This is a genomic window from Croceifilum oryzae (assembly GCF_030814315.1).
Classification (GTDB): domain Bacteria; phylum Bacillota; class Bacilli; order Thermoactinomycetales; family Thermoactinomycetaceae; genus Baia; species Baia oryzae.
Genome location: NZ_JAUSUV010000002.1, coordinates 300,456 through 320,980, shown reverse-complemented (window position 1 = coordinate 320,980; position 20,525 = coordinate 300,456). Strand labels below are relative to the sequence as shown.

The following is a 20,525-nucleotide window of genomic DNA, read 5'->3' as shown; positions in this document are numbered from 1 at the left end:
ACTATTATCCCTTCTTCACAACTACCGAGAGAAGTTCTAATTCACCGTTTGGCTTGGTCATATTCGTCCAATGGAATTCGATTATATTTTTACCAGCACGATACGATTCATGAATATTTCCAGCACCAATATCAAAATCAAATGGTTTGCCGAGTGATTTCTCTACTTTCTGGTGCGTGAGTGCTAGGAGCTGTGGATCTCGGGTGATAACGGATGAGACGGATTGTTTTGTAAGACCAAATGTGACGTTGCGTTTGGAATAATCAAGAGTGAATTTGTCTTGATAATCAGGTTTCCCCCACTTTTGTAGGATCTCTTTTTTCGGAGAATCAAGCCCAAACTTCCCGCTGTTGATTACTTTCCCTTCCGCAGCCAAGCTCATGGTTTGTTTGAGAATATCTTGGCTCTGATTATGCAAGTCTACTTTCAATTCCATGTTTGGTGCTGTAGTGGATTGAGCCATAACACTCATGCTAAACACAGTACATACTCCAATCGATGCCACGATAGCGCTTCTCAACAATTTCATCTTCATATTTCCCCTCTATTCTTTATTTTTTGACTTGCTACTTAAAATTATACAGATTATTTTGTACAAAAGGGACAATCATATGCATGAAGATGTGACAAAATTACAAAAATAGATTCGGATCTAGGGTCAAAAGAAAACGCTCCAAAGGGTACTATACCACCTTTGAGCGTTTTCTTTTGTATTCTTTCTTTGAATCTACTTTTTTTATCAAGCTTGTCGCTTCATACGAGCAATAAAAAATCCATCGCTATTGAAATGGTGCGGGAGTAGTTGTATCCAGCCATCTCCTGCAATCCCACGTTTTTTTACTATCCCAGGCAATAATTCAAAAATCGTAGGGTCTAGTTCAAACTCAGGGTGACGCTTCAAAAACTGCTCGACTTGTTCTCGATTTTCTTGTGGCTCCCATGTACAGGTGCTATAAACGAGGGTTCCACCGGGTTTTACGAGGGTAGCCATACGATCGAGTAGTTCGCTTTGGATCTTAGTAAGATCGCGAATTTGTTCTGTTTCTTTGCTCCATTTGATATCGGGCTTACGATGGATTACGCCTAAACCCGAACAGGGAGCATCTAGTAGAATAGCATCGTATAAAGGCTCACCATCCAATTCGATTTCTCTCGCATCGCTTACTCTTGTCTTGATGTGCTCAAGATCGAGACGACGCGCCTGTTCACGAATGAGATCCATCTTATGATTATGGACATCATAGGCAATGACCGTTCCTTCATCGTTCATTCGCTCTGCAAGATGCGTTGCCTTCCCGCCAGGAGCGGCGCAAGCATCTAATACGCGCATACCCGGTTTCGGATCCACTGCTCGTGCCACGAGCATCGAGCTTTCATCTTGAATGGTATAAGCACCTTCTTGATAGTAGAAGTGGGATGCCGCATTGCCGACTCCCTTCAAGATGACACCATCAAGGGCTAGTTCGGATGGGGAAGCCCCTCCTGTTTCTTCTTCGTTCCAAGCTTCGATAAAAGCATCCCGATCCCATCTCATGGAATTGATCCGCACGCTTACCTTAGGTGGTTGGTTTTGCGCTTGCAATGCTTTTACTGCTTCCTTGTCACCATACACTTCATGAAGCCGCTTCACCATCCACAGAGGATGCGAATAGACAATCGCTTCTTCTTTGTGAGAAGTAGGGGTAAACGTTGGCGAGAACTTCTCTTTATTTCGTAGGAAGTTACGTAAGACTCCGTTTACCAGTCCGGAAATCCCTTTATGTCCTCTCGCTTTGGCGATTTCTACCGTTTCATGAACCGCCGCTCTTTCCGGGATTTTATCGAGGTAGATCATTTGGTACAGACCCATACGTAGTAATTGCCTCACCCACGGCTCTACTGATTTACTACCGCGTGAGATGAGCTTATCGATCACCCAGTCTAATGAGTTTTGCCGCTGAATCACGCCGTAAACCAATTCGGTAACGAGCCGTTTATCCCGAGGCTCTAACTGGCTTCGTTCTAGAGATTGATTTAATAATAGATTGCTAAATGCCTCTTTTGATTCATATTGAATTAATATATCTAACGCAACATCTCTCGCAGATTGTCGCTGGTTGTTCTTTTTCATGGATTATTCTCCTAATCGATCTCCTACATGAATCTGACGACCATTTATTAATTGCTCTGCCGTCAGACGCTTCTTACCGGATGGCTGTAAATCAGTCAGCTTCAGACAACCATCTCCTGTTGCTACCACGATGCCCTCTTTTTGCAGAGCAACTACGGTTCCCGGTGCTTGATCCGTTTTCTCATCCGATAAAGGCTCTGCCCACCATACTTTCATAGGTTGTCCATTCCATAGTGTAAACGCAACAGGCCAAGGATGCATGCCGCGGACTTGGTTATACAACTGAACAGCTGTACGATTCCAGTCTAGGATTTCTTGTTCTCGTTTAATATTAGGGGCAAAGGTAACTTGTCCAGCGTCCTGAGTCACTGCTTGAATCTCGCCGCGTAACAGGGCTGGTAATGTTTCCTTCAATAGGTCAGCCCCCACGACTGAAAGCTTCTCAAACATCGTCCCCACATGGTCTTCCTGCGTAATCGGGATGGAGCTTTGTGCGATCATATCCCCTGCATCTAACGCTTCTACCATGTACATAATGGTAACGCCTGTCGCCTCTTCTCCATCGATAATCGATTGATGAATCGGCGCACCTCCACGATATTTTGGAAGCAGGGACGCATGTACATTGATACATCCGTATGCGGGTACATCTAACAACGCCTTTGGCAAGATTTGTCCGAAGGCGGCTGTGATGATGAGGTCGGGATTCAAATCGATAATGGGTTGCATCTCTTCAGGAATCCGCACTTTTTCTGGTTGATAGACAGGCAGTCCTAATTCTTGTGCCGCTACTTTTACCGGAGGCGGGGTTAATTCACGCTTCCGACCTTTCGGGCGATCTGGCTGGGTCACGACTTGGATGATATGGTATCCTTCTTCTACTAGCATACGTAAAACGGGCACAGCAAAATCCGGTGTGCCCATAAAAACAATTCGTGTATCTTTTATACCATTCATCGACTATTCCTCCTCAGTTGGACGGAACACTCGCTCAGCCACATCAGGGAATAAAATTCCGTTTAAATGATCTACTTCATGTTGAAACGCACGAGACAAAAATCCGTCTGCTTCGATTTCAATCGGATTTCCATTCCGATCTTGCCCTACTACCTTAATATAGTCGGCGCGGCGCACTTCCCCAAGTAGATTCGGGATACTGAGACATCCTTCTGGTGGATTGAACTGCTCGCCACGCTTCTCAACGATCTCTGGATTGACCACTTCATATAATTGTTCATCTACATCGACCACGATCACTCGCTTGGAAATCGCAATTTGCGGTGCCGCTAATCCTACTCCGTTGGCATCATACATCGTTTCTGCCATATCATCTAACAATTTATGTAAACGAGCGTGGAACTTGGTCACAGGCTTTGCTTTTTCTTTTAATATCGGTTCTCCAATTTGCACAATATTTCTGATGGACATACCATTCTCTCCTCTTCAAAAAACATACACATATACTCTATCATACGCCATCGCGTTGTATCTGAATACGTAGATCTGCATCGTCCTGCATATGGGCTGCTTGCCTGACGCGTTCTTTTATATAGGCGTTCATATCTGGGTTAGCCTCATATTTTATCATGATTTGCAAACGATAACGATCTTTTATCTTCGGGATCATCGCTGGGACAGGACCTAACACTTGATAATCATATTGAAAGGTTCCTTGGCTTAGGCTACGTGCTATCTCTTGTCCGTATTTCAGTACTCGCACACGGTCGGGGTGGCTAATCACCATCGTATAGAGCCTGCGGAAAGGTGGATAGAGATGTAGCTTTCGCATCTGGCATTCCTGTCGGTAAAAATCCTCAATCCAATGTTCTGCCGCCGCCTGAATACTATAGTGGTCAGTTGAATACGTCTGGATAATCACTTTTCCTAGATACTCATGACGGCCCGCACGTCCACTTACTTGCGTGAGTAATTGATACGTTCGCTCCGCCGCTCGGAAATCCGGCAGATGTAGCATCGAATCTGCGGCTATGACACCGACTAATGTAACTTTAGGGAAATCAAGCCCCTTCGCGATCATCTGTGTTCCGAGAAGCACATCCGCCCGACCTGCCCCGAAGTCGTTTAAAAGACGCTCGTGAGATCCCTTACGCGAAGTGGTGTCCACATCCATCCGGATCACACGAATTCCCGGAAAAGCTTTACCTAGCTCCGCTTCCACTTTTTGCGTACCTGTACCGAAGTGACGGATATGTTCACTCTCACATTGTGGGCACTGCTTGGGAAGTTGACTCGCATAACCGCAATAATGACAGCGTACCGTACGATTGGTCTCATGGTAGGTTAATGAGATTTCACAATGAGGACAAGCAAGCGTTTCCCCACAATCCCGGCACATCACAAAAGTAGAGTATCCACGACGGTTCAGGAATAAGACCGCTTGCTCCCCTCGATTGATACACTCGATCAGTTCCGTCTTTAACGATTGACTAAACATCGAGCGATTTCCTTTCGCTAACTCTTCTCTTAAATCAACCACTTCCACTTCTGGCAATGGTCGACCGTGTACTCTTTTATGTAGATTAATGAGACGGTATTCTCCCGTACGAGCGGCAAAATAGCTTTCTACTTGTGGAGTAGCAGAACCTAAAACGAGCGCCGTTTGATGTTCCTGAATTCGCCACTGAGCAATCTCTCTCGCGTGGTAACGTGGATTCTCTTCTTGTTTATAGGAGGATTCGTGCTCTTCGTCGATGATAATGATGCCTAAACGCTCAAAAGGAGCAAAAATCGCCGAACGAGCCCCTACGACAATTTTGACTTCTCCACGACGTATCTTGAGCCATTCATCAAAGCGCTCTCCGCTAGACAACCGACTATGAAGAACCGCTACTTGCGAGCCAAATCTCCCTTTAAATCGATCCACCATCTGCGGAGTGAGGGAAATCTCTGGGACGAGCACGATCGCTTCCTTCCCCTTGGCTAACACTTCCGCGATCGCTTGCAGATAAATTTCCGTCTTACCGCTCCCTGTAACACCGTGGAGTAAAATCGTCTCTGCTTGACCGTTGTTGATTGGACTCATGATCGCATCAAACGCATCAGCCTGTTCATCTGTAAAAGAGAGTGCTGTCGTTTGCTCAAAAGTGCGATGGGCATAAGGATCGCGATACTCTTCTCGCTCTTCCCATGAAATGATGCCTTTTTCTACTAAGCTTTTCACCGTAGTACGAGCCGTAGCGGTAGCAGAAAGCAACTCCGGAAGCGATACTTCTGTACCTTTTTCTAGTAAGTACGAAAATACTTCTCGTTGCTTCATCGCTCGCTTCGGCAGATTGAGTAACATCATCTCTCCATCAGAAGGCGATGTGAGCCAGACCCATGTCGTGGTTTGTTTCGTAATCTTATCTCCTACCACTTCATGAATCCGAATCAACCCTTGCTCCGATAATCGTTTTAGGATACCACGATGAATGCCCTGAATCTGGCACGCCTCTTCCCAAGAAATAACTCCATTTCCTAGTGAAATCGCTTGATGCAGAGAACCAAACATTTCTCCGAGCGATATAGGCACTTCCCTCTGATCATAATCCGTCGCAAGAGTGATCTTCTTTTGATACGTTCCCTTTAAGACAGAGGGAACCATTGCTTGCAAGGCGGTAATCGTCGTACAAAGATATTCATCCGCCATCCGTCGTCCAATCCTGACCAGCTCAGGTGTAAGGGGTGGCTGTAAATCAAGCACCTCTTGAATCGCTTTTACCCGCGGCGGAAGCTCTCCTTCTCTTACATCGACTACATATCCGATTAACGTTCGGGGACCAAAGGGAACCTGCACCCGGCTCCCAATCTGAACCTCTTCTCGCCACTCATCTGGGATTAAGTAGCTATAAGGACGATCGACCGCTTTGGCAGGCACTTCCACATATACATCCGCCATCCAGCCATTACGCTCTGGCATGTAATCGCTCTCCAATCACTTGTACAATATGACGTGCCACCTCTTGTTTGGAAAGCTGTGGTAGCTCGATTTTATCTCCACTGCGATCATAGATGGTCACAATATTCGTATCCGTTCCAAAGCCAGCGCCCGGCTTCGTAACATCATTGGCGATGATGAGATCCATGTTTTTCCGCTCTAGTTTTCCTTTCGCATATCGCTCAACCTGTTCTGTTTCCGCGGCAAAGCCCACCAGTATCTGATCGGGTCTTTTCATACGACCCACTTCTGCGGCGATATCCGGATTTTTCTCCAACTCTAACGTAAGTTCTTCCGAATTCTTCTTTATCTTCTCATCAAATATGGCCTTAGAACGATAATCGGCTACTGCCGCTGATTTGACAATAATATCGGATGTAGCAAGCTCACTCATCACTGCATCCATCATCTCTGTCGCCCGTTTTACGTGGATCACCTTTACTCCTTCTGGTGGAGCTATCGTGACAGGACCACTTACCAGCACTACTTCCGCCCCCGCCTTTTTCGCTTGCTCTGCGATTGCATAGCCCATTTTGCCAGAGCTATGGTTAGACATATAGCGAACAGGATCAATTGGTTCAATCGTTGGACCTGCTGTGATTAATAGCTTTTTCCCCGCTAAAGGCTTTTCAGCTTCGTAGGCAAAATATTGTTCAATCCAGTTCATAATTACTTCTGGCTCTTCCATTCTCCCTTGTCCTACATAACCACATGCTAACTGCCCCGAACCTGGCTCGATAAACTGTATCCCTAATTCCCTCAGGGTTTGGATATTTTTTTGAACGATCACATTTTCATACATGTGAACATTCATCGCTGGTGCCATTACGATTGGCGCTGTTGTAGCGAGTATCGTGGTAGACAGCATATCGTCACCTAATCCATGTGCTACCTTGCCAATGATATTTGCCGTTGCGGGTGCGACTACAATCAAATCTGCGTGATCGGCTAGATCAATATGAGAGACTACTTCTGGATCACGCTCGTCAAACGTATCCGTATAAACTTGGTGATGAGAAAGCGTTTGCAATGTAAGAGGGGTGATAAATTGCGTCGCCGACTTCGTCATGATGACACGGACATCTGCCCCGCGCTGATAGAGTTGACTCGCAATCGTAGCCGCCTTATAAGCAGCGATTCCCCCGGTAATCCCAAGCAGTATTCGTTTCCCCTTCATAACGCTCATCCCTCTTCATATCATCTAAAAAAATAACAACCACAGTTGGTTGTTATTTTTTTAGATGTATCATATTCGTTACGCGTTTTTCGTTTTTCCTGGTGTGACAATCAAGTCAATCGCGATTTCTTCAAGAGCGGCACCTACATACTTTTTGGAACGTGGTTTTAATTGGAGCTCACTTGTTCCTTCTAATAGACCGCGGGCACGCTTTGAAGCAAGTACCACTAAAGCGTATTTGCTATCTGCTTTTTCCATTAACTCGTCAATCGATGGATATAACATATCCTAACCCCCTATCTTTTCTTACTCTGACATGACCAAACGATCTGCTCGGCAGTGTTCGGCTAGCAAAACTGCTTCTACACGGTCACAAGCCTTTTGAACTTCATCATTTATCACCACATAGTCATATCGGTGAATATGTTGATACTCGTCTTTTGCAGCACCGAGGCGGTTCTCGAGAGAACTCGTCGTCTCGGAACCCCGATGTAAAATACGAGTACGTAAATCGTCCATTGAAGGAGGAACGAGGAAGATAAACACTCCATCCGGAAATGCTTCCTTCACTTGATAGGCACCTTGTACTTCGATCTCGAGCACGATATCTTTCCCAGATGCTAGTGTTTCCTCCACATACTTGCGAGGGGTTCCGTAGTAGTTTCCTACATACTCCGCCCATTCGATGAGTTCATCATTATGAATCATTTGTTCAAATTCTGCTCTCGTCTTAAAAAAATAATTAACTCCATCCCGTTCCCCTGCACGAGGCTGACGAGTAGTAGCAGATACAGAATATGCTAGATTAGGCAATCGCTTACGAAGAGCCGTACATACTGTACCTTTTCCTACCCCAGATGGACCAGAGACTACGATCAAAAGACCTGATTGATGATATTCTGCTTTCATCTTGTCAACCTTTCTACTAATCCGCGACTTCTTCCGATGCCTGCTCTTTACTTGCTAAGCGATGGGCTACTGTCTCTGGCTGAACCGCAGACAAGACGACATGATCACTATCTGTAATAATGACGGCTCTTGTGCGACGACCATATGTAGCATCGATTAATACTCCGCGTTCCCGAGCTTCTTGGATAATTCGTTTAATGGGGGCAGAATCTGGACTAACAATCGATATAATTCGGTTTGCTGAAACAATGTTACCAAAGCCGATATTAATGAGTTTGATTCCCAACTCTGGTACCTCCTCGCCCTAATGTAAACAATCCTAGATGATGTCGAATTGGCTTATTCGTTCTTCTCGAATTCATCCTGCTCTAGCTATTGTAGACCGTTTTCTGTCAAGAATCAACGAGTTAGCTATGTTTCATAGTGAATTACTCCAGATTTTGCACCTGTTCTTTCATTTTTTCCAAGATACTCTTACAATCTACCACCCACAGCGTAATTTGTGCATGATTTGATTTCGAACCAATCGTATTCATCTCCCGATTCATCTCTTGGATCAAGAAATCAAGCCTTCTTCCAATCGGTTCATCCCGTTCAAATGAACTCCGAAACTGTTCGCTATGACTCACAAGTCTCGTAATCTCTTCCGTAATATCCGTCCGCTCAGCAAAGATCGCAACCTCCGTTAGCAGACGATCCTCTAATTCTCCCACATTCGCCTCTAACTCAAGCAAACGATTGTGCAACTTCTCACGGTAGTGTTCTGTAGCTTGTGGAGCAATCCCCGATATCTTCTCCACCGTCTCTTCAAAAGACGTTAACAACGTGAGTAAGTCCTTCTCCAGAGCCTGTCCCTCTAGTGATCGCATCTCTTGCAATTTCGTTAAAGCTTGCTGAATCGATTCTCGGATCCATTCACCATACTCATCCCAATCCCGCTTCGTCTCCTCCATCTTCCACAATTCTTGCTTCTTCCATACATCCTGTATCGTCAAAGAGCCCGTTACAATCCCCTCATCACATAATTTCCGACTAATCGCTAGATAAGATTGTAGCAACTCCTCATCCAACACAACTTGCTTCCCTGACTCCCCTTCTTCTTTTATAAAGATCGATAACTCCACACGTCCTCGGCGAATCGACTCACGCACCTGCTTGCGAATCCACTCCTCCTGTCCTGCAAATCCTTGGGGCAGGCGAAGAATTAAATCCAAAAAACGATGATTTACCGTACGAATCTCCGTAATAATCTGCATCCCCGACGTAGCAACCTCTCCACGTCCATAGCCCGTCATACTTACTGTATACGATTTAGCTGTTTGTAATGGTTTCATATCTCTATTGTGACAAAAAAAATAGCCCCTGCGCAATGGGGATCCATTTTAAATCAATTCTATACGATCAAAATCGTCCTTTAAAATCGAATCCCTTCCTAGTGTCGCCATAGACATATTTGCACAATATTCTTAGGTTGATTCATAGTTTGAAAACACACTCTTGCATTTTTCTTCTATTATACACATCTATAGCATCTCGACTACTAGCATCGTATGTGTATAATAGAGAAAAAATGATGGGTTAGGGAGGAATTAAATTGTTTGAAACAGTATTAGCCTCTATTGGTTTAGGAACAGCAAAGATCGACTTAAGATTGGATCATCCGACCGTTCGGGCAGGAGAAGAAGTAACTGGGCACTTTGTTGTTACTGGTGGAAAAGCAGAGCAAGATATTGAGGGACTCTCCGTCTATTTTATGATGGAATCTTGCCATGCAACATCTCTGAGTAACATCCATAAAAAGATTGCCAGCATCGGGATAAGCAAAGAAGAGTACGAACTTGAGCCAGGAGAGACAAAAGAAGTTCCCTTTAGCTTCCATTGTCCAGAAGATCTCCCACCGTCTTCGATTAACACCAAGTATTTCTTTCTATCCAATTTAGAGATTAAACATGCGATTGATGCACATGATCGAGATTATCTACAGGTAAAACCAGCAAAACACCTAGAGAATTTTTATCAGGCAATCGAACAACTAGGCTTCCACCAGACTTGGGAAGGTTCGCTACCACTCGATAACGAGTCCTTTGGCCAGTTGCTTCAGTACCGTCCCACCTCTTATTTCTACAGGAAATTTGAGCAAGTTGGTTTCTATTTTGAGAATCAGAAAGAGCAAAAAGAGCTCACTGGCATCTTTGATATCACCCTAAAAGAGAACGACCATTCTAACTATCTTAGCTTCCTACAGAGCAAAAAGTTAACGCACTCCTTTCTCATAGATGAGGAAACCCTAAAGAATGTAGAATCTACCCAAAAGTACTTAGAAGAAATGATCCGCAAAGACCTTGCGCATAGCTAAACAATCGAAGCAAGATCTGTCCTGTGAGTTTTTGACTATGTTCATTGGTTAACAACATCCGTATATCAAAAATGATTTCATCAAAAAATAGCAAATCCCTCATCTCCATCGGACAAGGGATTTGCTATTTTTAATAGGTTGGTACTGAAAGTGATAAGGTTGTCAGCCCACACTCAACGCGATTTTTGTTTTCCATTGTGGTATGATAACCAAATATATTTCGGAACAACAGAGAGGAATCGCTTACATGGACTTAAAACCTAGATTTCGTGGCTTTATTTGTACAAACGCTCATCCTGCAGGATGCAGAGAGCAGGTAAGAAAACAGATTGATTTTATTCAAAAACAACCTACATTAACCAATGGACCTAAGAATGTGCTGGTGATCGGAGCTTCGAAGGGATTCGGGCTGTCTGCGCGGATTGTATCTGCTTTTGGAGCAGGTGCAAGTACAATTGGCGTTTTTTCGGGCGGACGAGGAACTGCTAAACGCGGGGCATCGGCTGGCTGGTATAATTCGATGGCATTTGAAGAGTTTGCTCATCAAGAAGGGCTCTATGCCAAGCATGTAAATGGAGATGCTTTTTCCAATGAGATAAAGGAAGAAACAATTCAACTGATTAAGCAGGACTTAGGCAAGATTGACTTGGTAATCTATAGCCTTGCTACTGCCAAGCGGACTGATCCGCAAACAGGAGAGGCTTATTATTCTGTCTTAAAACCAATTGGTTCACCGTATCAAAATAAAACGGTACATTTCCATACAGGAGAAGTAACGGACGTGGAACTACAGCCAGCAAATGAGGAAGAAATTGCGGACACGGTAAAAGTGATGGGCGGGGAAGATTGGCGTTCATGGATGCTGGCGCTAAAAGAAGCGGATGTTCTAAGTAGTGGTGTGAAAACCATCGCCTTCTCCTACATCGGCCCCGAGATGACCCACCCTATTTATCGCAATGGAACGATCGGACGTGCAAAGGATCATCTGGAAGCAACGGCTCATGAATTAAGTAAGGAGCTATCATCTGTAAACGGACAAGCAATCGTGACAGTATGTAAAGGGCTGGTTACTCAATCAAGTACCGCCATTCCCGTTATCCCGCTCTACATATCCGCTTTATACAAAGTGATGAAAGAAAAAGGAATTCATGAAGGTTGCATCGAACAGATGAACCGTCTCTATCAAGATTTTCTCTACTCAAATCAACCGCTTCCGCTTGATGAGGAAGGACGAATCCGTATTGATGATTGGGAGATGCGCGCAGACGTTCAGCAGGAAGTTTCCGCGATTTTAGAGAAGGTGAATTCGGAAAATGTGTATGAACTCACAGATCTAAAAGGATTCCGAGAAGACTTCTTTCATCTCTTTGGTTTTGAGGCTGATTGAGGAGTAAGGACTACAACAATCTGCTTTTCTTTTTAAATTTGACATCTTCGTACATATCCAGAATATACTTAACCTGCTAAAATAAACATCATGCACTTTTCGCACAAAGGAAGTATGAATCCATGTCAAATAAATTAGTCAAAGGAACACTCATCCTAAGCATATTAACTCTTTTTACAAAAATTATCGGGAGCCTTTTTTGGGCTCCGTTTCAAAATATCGCAGGGGACGAGACAGTAGGAATCTATCGAATCTCCTTCCCGTTCTACTCGATTCTTTTAATGATCGCAACAGCTGGAATTCCGATCACGGTTTCGAAGTTTGTGGCAGAACACCTCTCTCATGATGATTATCCTGGAGCACGGCGCATCTTACGTGTTGCCTCTACTATCTTAACGCTTACTGGGGTTCTTTCATTTTGCATCCTATTTTTTGGAGCAGAATATATTTCGAAGGTGATACTAGGTAACTCAGCTGCAGCTTCTTCTATGAAGGTATTGGCATGTGCAATATTGTTTGTCCCGATCATGGGGGCATACCGTGGATTTTTTCAAGGACAACAGCAGATGGTGCCAACTGGAATCTCGCAACTTATCGAACAGATTGTGCGGGTCGGAGTACTTATTGGGCTGACGTACTGGATGGTTGGAGCTGGTATGAACCATGCGACAGTAGCGGCTGGAGCAACGGCTGGGGCTTTATTTGGTGCAATCGCGGGCTTAATGGTGATGTTCTGCTACAACCTGCGTGATAAAAAAGAGCAACTTTATAAAAAATGGAATCCTCCCTTACGTCGTCCTGAATCATTTAAGAGGTTATCGAAAAAAATTATTGCCTATGCAATCCCGATTTCATTAGCAACACTGGTGCTTCCATTAATCGGACTCATTGATTCTTTCACCGTACCCCGCTTATTAATGAACTCAGGGCTGACAGATAAAATGGCTACCCAATTATTCGGCATCTACGGCCGAGGCGAGCCATTTGTCAACGTTATTTCGGTTTTCTCAAGCTCACTTACTCTCGCTTTAATTCCAGCGATTGCGGCGCATATGTCTCGCGAGGAATACGAGGCAGTAGAGCATAAAATCTCACAGTCTTGGCTGATGACACTTGTCATTAGCTTACCAGCAAGCCTCGCCTTATCGATGCTAGTAGAGCCACTTAACATCGCAATGTACAAGAATAATACTGGAGGAGACACGTTAGCAATCCTTGCGTTCTCAGCCATCTTTAGTACCTTAGCAGTTACTTGTTCGGGGATTTTACAAGGATTAGGGTTTAATAAGCTCCCAGTCCATCATCTACTAATCGGTGCGGCTGTCAAAGTGATAGGAAACTTCGTGTTTATTCCTATGATGGGGATTCGAGGCTCTGCATTAGCGATGGTACTCGCTTATGTCGTCGTTTGCGGGCTGAATCTATGGCAAGTGGTACGAGTCACAGGAATTCGCTTCCGCTTTGGTACATATGTCCTAAAGCCATTACTTAGCACTGGAATTATGTTGGTTACTCTCTATCTTTTCTATAAATCTATGCTCTTCCTAACTACAGAACCAAGTCGTCTATTTTATGTCTTTATCAGCTTAGCGATGGTTTTGATCGGATCATTTGTCTATCTACTTGCCCTCATTATCACTCGAACCCTTACTGAGAGAGAGCTTCGCATGATTCCCATGGGAGGAAAAATCATTGCGCTCTTTACTCGTCTACGAATTTTACAACGATAACAGAACGAAAAAATGCTAGAGAGAACCGAAATTGTTCTTTCTAGCATTTTTATTTGTAAATAAAATTTATAATTTACTAATAAAAAAGAAGGATTTGAATGTTAGTTATAGTATTATATATCTATGACTTGAATCATGAGTCAATATTCATCTTTGGGAGGGCAATTCATGAAGAGAAAATGGCGTATTCCTGCGTCTATGCTTCTAAGTGGAGCATTAGTATTATCCAGTGTATCAAGTGTATTGGCAAACGATCCAAACACGGATGCCAAAATTTCTACTCCAGCTACCTCAGGCTACTACTTTGTAGAGCTAGCTGATGAGCCAGTCGCTACATACGATGGAGGCATTAAAGGCTTTGCGGCAACGCAACCAGCTCCTGATAAGGATTTAAACACAAAATCTTCCGATGTAAAGAATTATCAGTCTTATCTGACGAAGAAGCGTGATTCGGTAAAGAAATACATCAAAGAACAGACAAAAGCAAAAGTGGTTTCGGAGTTCAGTACCACGTTCAACGGCTTCTCGGTAAAGGCTTCTAGCACCGATGTCAAAACGCTCGAGAAAGCACCTGGCGTTAAGCAAGTTGTGCAGAGTAAACAATACCGCCCGACCATGAATAAGTCGCTTGAACTCATAAATACTCTTCCTGTATGGAAGGCTGGATATAAAGGAGACGGCGTAAAAGTAGCCGTAATCGATTCTGGAATCGACCAAAATCATCCATTCCTGAAAGATCCATCTCTGAAAATGCCAGAAGGATTCCCGAAAGTACAAGCTGACTTAAGCGGAACTGGCTCGATGGATGAATGGTTAAAATATACGAGCAATAAAGTAATCGTAGCGAAAGTGTACCATCCAGAAGCGGTAAACTACCAAGCGGATGGAAAAGGGATTCGTACACCAGAAGCAATTGGCTCTCATGGAAGCCACGTTGCGGGTACGATCGCTGGAATTGAAGGATATAAGGATCCAACCGGTGTAGCCAAAACTCCATTAAGTGGCGTTGCACCAAAAGCATACTTAGGAAACTATAATGTATTCCCTTGTGACGACTGTAACGCAGATAGCACATTCATCGCCAAAGCAGTAGAAGACGCTGTAAACGATGGCATGGATGTAGCAAACTTAAGCTTAGGCGGTCCTGCTACGACTGGTTTTGACTTACTCGTAGAAGTAGTCAACGCTGCTTCTCGTGCGGGTATGACAACCGTTATCTCCGCTGGTAATAACGGTCCTGGTGCACAAACGATCGGTTCCCCTGGAATTGCATCGGATGTCATTACAGTAGCGGCCGTAAGCAATAGCCATTTCTTCGGAAAAGCGATCCAAGCAACTGTAAAAGGTGAAAACAAAACCCTTCCAGTCGGTTCTGCATCCCCTGGTGGAACAGTAGAGAAAGAAGTAGTAGCTCCTTTACTACCAGTAAAAGATGCTTCTAATGACTTGGACCTTGCTTGTGACCCACTCACAAGTGATTTAACTGGGAAGATTGCCATCGTGAAGCGTGGTACATGTTCCTTTACCCAAAAAGCAACCAATGCGCAAGCAAAAGGTGCTGTTGGTGTCCTAATCGTAAACAACCAATCAGGTGCGCCTACCTCCCCATCAGTGGAAACAAGCGTAACTGTCCCAGTAGCTATGGTTTCGGATGTAGATGGAACATGGCTCACAAGTGGGGAAGGCTCTGTCAAGTTCACTCCTGGTTCTGACAACGAATTCTTCACACCAGATTCTCTACAAATCGCAGGATTTTCTTCCCGTGGTCCAACGATTAACTACACCTTGAAGCCAGATGTAGCCGCAGTTGGCGTAAACGTGTACTCCAGTGTTGTCGGTGGCGGATTAGCGGCTTACAATGGTACATCCATGTCTGCTCCTCACGTTACGGGGGCATCTGCTCTCTTGACCCAAGCTCATCCTAATTGGACTCCTCAAGACATCAAGTCTGCATTAATGGGTACAGCGGTTAATCCAAAGAGTGCCGCTCTTCCAGTTGAAGTAGGTGCAGGTGTAGTCAATTTAGGAAAAGCACTAAATCCAGTCTTGATGGCAAACCCAGCAAGCTTAAGCTTTGGAAAGCTATCCAAGACAGGCGATCAAGTGAAACTGCAAGTTACGTTGAAAAACCCAACCTCCAAGCGTCAAGTGTATCAAATCAAGGGAAATTCTCTCGTGAAATCGGATAAGACCTTACTTACCCTTGCCAAAGGAAAATCCACTACATTTAATGTAACGGTAAATCCGAAGAAGAAAGATGATGGCGATTATCAAGGTTATATCACGATCGTAAATGAGAAAAACGAGCCAATTCGCATTCCGTTCTATTACTATGTAGGTGCTTAAATAACTACATAATGATAGCAAAACAAAGCCTGCTTCACTTCACGAAGCAGGCTTTTATGTGTGATGTCTTATAACGTTTCCAATACTAATGTATCTAGGTCTAAACGATTAGTGGGACGGGCAGGCTGGGCTGCTTTCCCGATCGTGATGAGCATCACAGGAACATAGCGATCCGGAATATTAAATTCTTTTACCAATGACGCGCTATTAAATCCACCCATGGCACAAGTATCAAACCCTTTTGCTTTTGCTGCCAGCATTAACTGCATAGCGGAGAGGCTTGCATTCAGGAAGGCTGCATCACGAGCATATTGTTTGTTTTGATAGGCACCATCGATTTGTCCAAGCGTCCGATCATAAATCTCTTGTGTTAATTCTCCTTGCGCGAGATCCTCATCATAAACGATACGAGCCCCTTTGTTGGCTTCCATATCCCCTAGGATCACAATCACGACAGATGACTCGGTCACCTGAATCTGATTATAGGCGATAGGCAGTAAACGTTGTTTCGCTTCTTCACTTTGAATCGCTAGATAGCGCCAATGTTGAATGTTCCAAGAGGACGGAGCACTTGCTGCTAGTGTTAATAGTTCATCTAATTCTTCTTTTGGCATTTCGTATGTATCATATCGTTTAACACTACCACGAGAGAGCATAACTTCTTTCACTGCTTGAAAGTTTGGATTCATTCATATTCCTCCTTATTGCTTTATAAGTATCTTTCCATAATAGAAAGCAAAAAACAAGCTACAGGAATCTCTGCTCCTATAGCTTGTCTACTGTGATTTACTTTTTCCCTTGAACAGGACCCTTGCCAATCAAAGAATGTTTGCGGGAGTACCCGAAGTATACAACAAGTCCAATTACAAACCAGATACCAAATGCAATCCAAGTAACCATTTGTAACTGTATAATGAGGTATCCACAGAATAATACACCTAAGATTGGAACCAACGGAACAAATGGTGTTTTAAATTTACGTGGTAAGTTTGGCTCCGTCTTGCGAAGTACTAGAACCCCGATACAAACCAGCATAAAGGCGAAGAGTGTACCGATATTCACCATCTCAGCCAATTGGTCTAATTTAAACAGACCACCGATTAACGCGGCGATAATCCCAACTAACCAAGTTGCTTTAAAAGGAGTCGAATGTTTTTCATCTACATCAGAGAAGAATTTCGGTAATAGTCCATCCCGAGACATTGCGTAGAAAATACGAGTTTGTCCATATAACATAACGAGAATAACGGTTGTCAGACCCAAAATAGCTCCTACATCGATAAAGCCAGCGACCCATGTCTGCCCTACCTGATCCATTACAAAGGAGGCCGGATGAGCAATCCCTTTAAACTGAGCAAACGGAACCGCTCCCGTCATGATTGCCGAAACAATTACATATAAAAGAGTACAAATTCCAAGCGACCATAAAATTCCACGCGGTAAGTCGCGTTGTGGATTTTTTGTTTCTTCCGCCGCAGACGCTACCGCATCAAAGCCAATGTAGGCAAAGAATACCGTTGCCGCTGCGAGTGAAATCCCGCCAAAACCAAATGGTGCATATGGAGCCCAGTTACTTGGTTGTACATAGAATATACCCACCAAGATAAAGAGCAGAACAACCCCTATTTTTACAAGGACCATAATGTTGTTTATTTTTTTCGAAGCTTGAATCCCAGTAGCTAGTAAAAAGGTGATAAATAAAACAATCAAGACAGCTGGTAAGTTAAATAATGTACCTGCCTGAGCATCATAAGCTGCTGTTAATGCTTTCGGTAGATGGAGCCCAAATCCAGATAGTAGGTTTTGAAAGTAACCCGACCAACCTACAGCAACGGAACTAACAGCGAACAAATATTCTAACACTAAATCCCAGCCGATAACCCATGCAATGATTTCGCCTAATGTGGCATAGCTATAGGTATAAACAGAACCAGATGCCGGAACCAGTGATGCAAACTCAGCATAACAAAGTGCTGCAAACGCACAAGCCAAACCAGCTAGTAAGAAAGAAATCGTAAGTGCTGGACCTGCTTGCAAGGCACCTGTACCTGTTAATACAAAGATTCCTGTACCGATAATGGCCCCGATTCCCAGCAAGGCCAAATCCCATGCAGTTAAATTTCTTTGTAATTTTGATTTTGTTTGTGCATCTTGCACAAAACTTTGAATACTTTTTTTACGGAAAAGCCCCGTAGATGATTTCAAGATAAGTCCCCCTATTCCTTATAGAGCTAAAACACAACAATTTAAACAATTCAAACGACTAATATTCTATGAAATATTAATATGTGCTAGCTTTACGCCATTTTACATAAATGCTTTTATGTAGTCAAGTGATAATTAAGTATATATTTAATAGGCAATTTATGCTAATAGTTATAATCTCCAAACAAAAAGCCGCTTATTCAGCGACTTCTACTTCTACCTCTACTTTTCGGCGAAATGAGCCTGGATAGTCTATGACAAGTCCGTGCTCATCAATCCAAAACTCTTTGGTAAATCCTTTATATAGATTTTCAAAGCTATATTTCACTAGGGGGCCATTCCGCTTTAAATGCGTATAACGTTGACACCCTCGCTCCAAGGATAAGCTCGGTACATCAATATAAACAACGGGCATGGAATTAGTGGGCCGAATGGGAAAGTGAAGTCGACGAATGGGTAGAATATTGGTAAACGGAGAGATGGAAAGATCAATATCAATACATCCTTCTAGTTCCTCTATCGGACCTCCATCTCGATAGGTCCAGTTTCCCTCCCCATCTGAGAGTAGATGGAGAAATCTTGGCTTCTCTTCATGTGAAACGAGAAGAGAAACTTCTCTGGTCCTCCATTCTTTATCACAAATTAAGTGATATGAGATACAAATGGGATGAACTCCACTAGTTGCTGTGATGACAGAGTTCGCAATAATCTGTGTATCTTTGATATCAAAAGATAGGTGCTCTAATGTTGATTCATCCCAAGAACGCCAAATTGCATCCATGTGCATGGCAGTCTCCTCATTTCGTCCATAACTCCTTCCTCTATACCCGTTTTTATAATCTCGTAATCCAAAAATGTATCAAAAAATAGACCAACTTACATATAGATAAGTTGGTCGGATACATGCCTCGATCTTGCTCCAATATTTATCTCTACTTACCAGTCTTTAGTCTTTCGGCTCCAAACGCTTCAAAAGTTGCTCCCTTTCATCTTCATAGCCAGGTTTACCAAGCAAAGCAAACATGTTTTTCTTATAAGCTTCTACTCCAGGCTGATCAAATGGGTTAACTCCTAGTAGATAACCGCTAACTCCACAAGCTTTTTCAAAGAAGTAGATCAGGTGCCCAACTGTTCGTGGGGTAAGTTCATCTATTCGCAAGACGAGATTCGGAACACCCCCATCTGTATGGGCAAGCAAGGTTCCTTCAAATGCCTTTGCGTTCACAAAGTCAAGATCTTTCCCTGCTAGGTAGTTTAACCCATCTAGATCGTCCTCTGCTTTCTCAATCACGATCTTTTGCGATGAATGTTTCACAAAGAGAACGGTTTCGAAAATGGTACGGAGTCCTTCTTGGATATATTGACCCATCGAATGAAGATCGGAAGTGAAGTTAACCGATGCTGGGAACAATCCTTTTTGGTCCTTCCCTTCACTCTCTCCAAACAACTGCTTCCACCATTCAGAGAAATATTGGAGCGCTGGATCATAGTTTACTAGTATTTCGGTCGTTTTTCCTTTGCGATACAAGGCATTTCTGGCAGCAACGTATTGATAACATGGATTGGATGCCAAATCCGGATTTGTGTATTGTTTTTCTGCTTCTTGAGCGCCTTCCATTAACTCTTGGATCGGAATCCCCGATACGGCAATCGGTAGAAGTCCAACTGCTGTAAGAACGGAATAACGTCCCCCCACATCGTCAGGGATCACAAATGTTTCATAACCTTCTGTCGTAGCAAGTGTCTTAAGCGCGCCTCTCTCACGGTCGGTAGTCGCAAAAATCCGTTTCCGTGCTTCTTCTAAACCATATCGCTTTTCCAGATAATCGCGGAACACACGGAAGGCGATGGCGGGTTCCGTAGTCGTCCCCGATTTAGAAATCACATTCACACTTACATCCTTTCCTTCGATCATTTGAAGGAGGTTGGCAACATAATGCGAACTTATATGATGACCTACAAAGTAAATCTCTGGCGTTTTCCGTTGCTCTTTGGTCTGCATATTGTAAAAGGAGTGAGACAACATCTCGATTACCGCACGCGCACCTAAGTAGGAACCACCAATTCCAATTACGATTAATACATCCGAATTTGCTTGGATTCGCTCTGCGGCGGACTGAATTCGTGCAAACTCTTCTCGGTCATACTGGGATGGCAGATTGACCCATCCTAAGAAATCAGAGCCTGCACCTGTTCCATTATGTAATTGCTCATGTGCTAATTGAATCGCAGGAGCTAGCTGTGTTACTTCATGATCCCCTAAGAATGGCCTAGCTGTTTGGAATTCAAACTGAATATTACTCATAAAAAATACCCTCCATACGAGTATGATTTCCTCTTTTTGTTATATTGTCCATCTCAAAACATA

The 20,525-nt window shown here is 43.7% G+C and carries 18 protein-coding genes; 4 read left to right on the top strand and 14 right to left on the bottom strand.

Going from position 1 to position 20,525, the window contains the following annotated elements; genetic code table 11:
* Positions 1-4 precede the first annotated feature (4 nt).
* The 10 genes from J2Z48_RS03160 to J2Z48_RS03115 form a co-directional block, all read right to left on the bottom strand.
* Positions 5-529, bottom strand: coding sequence for a DUF4309 domain-containing protein (locus J2Z48_RS03160; RefSeq protein ID WP_307250940.1), 525 nt, complete (start codon positions 527-529; stop codon positions 5-7).
* Between the two features lie 210 nt (positions 530-739).
* On the bottom strand, positions 740-2,110 hold the full coding sequence (gene rsmB / locus J2Z48_RS03155) for a 16S rRNA (cytosine(967)-C(5))-methyltransferase RsmB (protein ID WP_307250938.1): 1,371 nt from the start codon (positions 2,108-2,110) through the stop codon (positions 740-742).
* Positions 2,111-2,113: 3 nt separating this feature from the next.
* Positions 2,114-3,067: a methionyl-tRNA formyltransferase gene (gene fmt / locus J2Z48_RS03150; protein WP_307250936.1), complete on the bottom strand. Its 954-nt coding sequence runs from the start codon at positions 3,065-3,067 to the stop codon at positions 2,114-2,116.
* A gap of 3 nt (positions 3,068-3,070) precedes the next feature.
* Entirely contained in the window at positions 3,071-3,538 is a 468-nt protein-coding gene (def, locus tag J2Z48_RS03145) for a peptide deformylase (protein WP_307250935.1), read from the bottom strand.
* A 40-nt stretch (positions 3,539-3,578) separates the two neighbouring features.
* Entirely contained in the window at positions 3,579-6,029 is a 2,451-nt protein-coding gene (gene priA / locus J2Z48_RS03140; protein WP_307250933.1) for a primosomal protein N', read from the bottom strand.
* Positions 6,016-7,224 (bottom strand): bifunctional phosphopantothenoylcysteine decarboxylase/phosphopantothenate--cysteine ligase CoaBC, encoded by a 1,209-nt coding sequence (coaBC, locus tag J2Z48_RS03135; protein ID WP_307250931.1) that lies wholly within the window; start codon positions 7,222-7,224, stop codon positions 6,016-6,018. The genes priA and coaBC overlap by 14 nt, the downstream gene beginning before the upstream one ends.
* A gap of 78 nt (positions 7,225-7,302) precedes the next feature.
* Positions 7,303-7,509, bottom strand: a complete 207-nt coding sequence (gene rpoZ, locus J2Z48_RS03130) for a DNA-directed RNA polymerase subunit omega (protein WP_307250929.1) — start codon at positions 7,507-7,509, stop codon at positions 7,303-7,305.
* Between the two features lie 21 nt (positions 7,510-7,530).
* Positions 7,531-8,133: a guanylate kinase gene (gene gmk / locus J2Z48_RS03125; RefSeq protein WP_307250927.1), complete on the bottom strand. Its 603-nt coding sequence runs from the start codon at positions 8,131-8,133 to the stop codon at positions 7,531-7,533.
* Positions 8,134-8,149: 16 nt separating this feature from the next.
* Positions 8,150-8,419, bottom strand: coding sequence for an extracellular matrix/biofilm regulator RemA (remA, locus tag J2Z48_RS03120; RefSeq protein WP_072334172.1), 270 nt, complete (start codon positions 8,417-8,419; stop codon positions 8,150-8,152).
* Positions 8,420-8,561: 142 nt separating this feature from the next.
* A complete protein-coding gene (locus tag J2Z48_RS03115; protein ID WP_307250924.1) occupies positions 8,562-9,467 on the bottom strand; it encodes a YicC/YloC family endoribonuclease in 906 nt (301 codons plus the stop codon).
* A 260-nt stretch (positions 9,468-9,727) separates the two neighbouring features.
* Between J2Z48_RS03115 and J2Z48_RS03110 the strand changes: the two genes are divergently transcribed.
* The 4 genes from J2Z48_RS03110 to J2Z48_RS03095 all read left to right on the top strand — a co-directional run bounded on the left by J2Z48_RS03110 (position 9,728) and on the right by J2Z48_RS03095 (position 15,952).
* On the top strand, positions 9,728-10,489 hold the full coding sequence (locus J2Z48_RS03110) for a sporulation protein (RefSeq protein ID WP_307250921.1): 762 nt from the start codon (positions 9,728-9,730) through the stop codon (positions 10,487-10,489).
* 247 nt (positions 10,490-10,736) lie between these two features.
* A complete protein-coding gene (fabV, locus tag J2Z48_RS03105) occupies positions 10,737-11,876 on the top strand; it encodes an enoyl-ACP reductase FabV (RefSeq protein ID WP_307250919.1) in 1,140 nt (379 codons plus the stop codon).
* A 122-nt stretch (positions 11,877-11,998) separates the two neighbouring features.
* Positions 11,999-13,606: a putative polysaccharide biosynthesis protein gene (locus J2Z48_RS03100; RefSeq protein ID WP_307250917.1), complete on the top strand. Its 1,608-nt coding sequence runs from the start codon at positions 11,999-12,001 to the stop codon at positions 13,604-13,606.
* Positions 13,607-13,774: 168 nt separating this feature from the next.
* On the top strand, positions 13,775-15,952 hold the full coding sequence (locus J2Z48_RS03095; protein ID WP_307250915.1) for a S8 family serine peptidase: 2,178 nt from the start codon (positions 13,775-13,777) through the stop codon (positions 15,950-15,952).
* Positions 15,953-16,020: 68 nt separating this feature from the next.
* Here the strand turns inward: J2Z48_RS03095 and J2Z48_RS03090 are convergent, their stop codons facing one another.
* The 4 genes from J2Z48_RS03090 to J2Z48_RS03075 form a co-directional block, all read right to left on the bottom strand.
* Positions 16,021-16,641, bottom strand: coding sequence for a nitroreductase family protein (locus J2Z48_RS03090; protein ID WP_307250913.1), 621 nt, complete (start codon positions 16,639-16,641; stop codon positions 16,021-16,023).
* A 97-nt stretch (positions 16,642-16,738) separates the two neighbouring features.
* Positions 16,739-18,157: a branched-chain amino acid transporter BcaP gene (bcaP, locus tag J2Z48_RS03085; RefSeq protein WP_307250911.1), complete on the bottom strand. Its 1,419-nt coding sequence runs from the start codon at positions 18,155-18,157 to the stop codon at positions 16,739-16,741.
* A gap of 196 nt (positions 18,158-18,353) precedes the next feature.
* Positions 18,354-18,938: a putative glycolipid-binding domain-containing protein gene (locus J2Z48_RS03080; RefSeq protein ID WP_307250910.1), complete on the bottom strand. Its 585-nt coding sequence runs from the start codon at positions 18,936-18,938 to the stop codon at positions 18,354-18,356.
* A 165-nt stretch (positions 18,939-19,103) separates the two neighbouring features.
* Positions 19,104-20,462 carry a glucose-6-phosphate isomerase gene (locus tag J2Z48_RS03075; protein WP_307250908.1) on the bottom strand — a complete coding sequence of 453 codons (1,359 nt, stop codon included), beginning with the start codon at positions 20,460-20,462 and terminating at the stop codon, positions 19,104-19,106.
* Positions 20,463-20,525 lie beyond the last annotated feature (63 nt).

Coding starts and splice junctions, on each gene's coding strand:
- rpoZ (WP_307250929.1), bottom strand. CDS start 7,509: ATGTTATATCCATCGATTGACGAGTTAATGGAAAAAGCAGATAGCAAA.
- J2Z48_RS03095 (WP_307250915.1), top strand. CDS start 13,775: ATGAAGAGAAAATGGCGTATTCCTGCGTCTATGCTTCTAAGTGGAGCA.
- rsmB (WP_307250938.1), bottom strand. CDS start 2,110: ATGAAAAAGAACAACCAGCGACAATCTGCGAGAGATGTTGCGTTAGAT.
- J2Z48_RS03075 (WP_307250908.1), bottom strand. CDS start 20,462: ATGAGTAATATTCAGTTTGAATTCCAAACAGCTAGGCCATTCTTAGGG.
- J2Z48_RS03160 (WP_307250940.1), bottom strand. CDS start 529: ATGAAATTGTTGAGAAGCGCTATCGTGGCATCGATTGGAGTATGTACT.
- fmt (WP_307250936.1), bottom strand. CDS start 3,067: ATGAATGGTATAAAAGATACACGAATTGTTTTTATGGGCACACCGGAT.
- J2Z48_RS03090 (WP_307250913.1), bottom strand. CDS start 16,641: ATGAATCCAAACTTTCAAGCAGTGAAAGAAGTTATGCTCTCTCGTGGT.
- priA (WP_307250933.1), bottom strand. CDS start 6,029: ATGCCAGAGCGTAATGGCTGGATGGCGGATGTATATGTGGAAGTGCCT.
- J2Z48_RS03100 (WP_307250917.1), top strand. CDS start 11,999: ATGTCAAATAAATTAGTCAAAGGAACACTCATCCTAAGCATATTAACT.
- coaBC (WP_307250931.1), bottom strand. CDS start 7,224: ATGAAGGGGAAACGAATACTGCTTGGGATTACCGGGGGAATCGCTGCT.
- J2Z48_RS03115 (WP_307250924.1), bottom strand. CDS start 9,467: ATGAAACCATTACAAACAGCTAAATCGTATACAGTAAGTATGACGGGC.
- def (WP_307250935.1), bottom strand. CDS start 3,538: ATGTCCATCAGAAATATTGTGCAAATTGGAGAACCGATATTAAAAGAA.
- fabV (WP_307250919.1), top strand. CDS start 10,737: ATGGACTTAAAACCTAGATTTCGTGGCTTTATTTGTACAAACGCTCAT.
- J2Z48_RS03080 (WP_307250910.1), bottom strand. CDS start 18,938: ATGGATGCAATTTGGCGTTCTTGGGATGAATCAACATTAGAGCACCTA.
- gmk (WP_307250927.1), bottom strand. CDS start 8,133: ATGAAAGCAGAATATCATCAATCAGGTCTTTTGATCGTAGTCTCTGGT.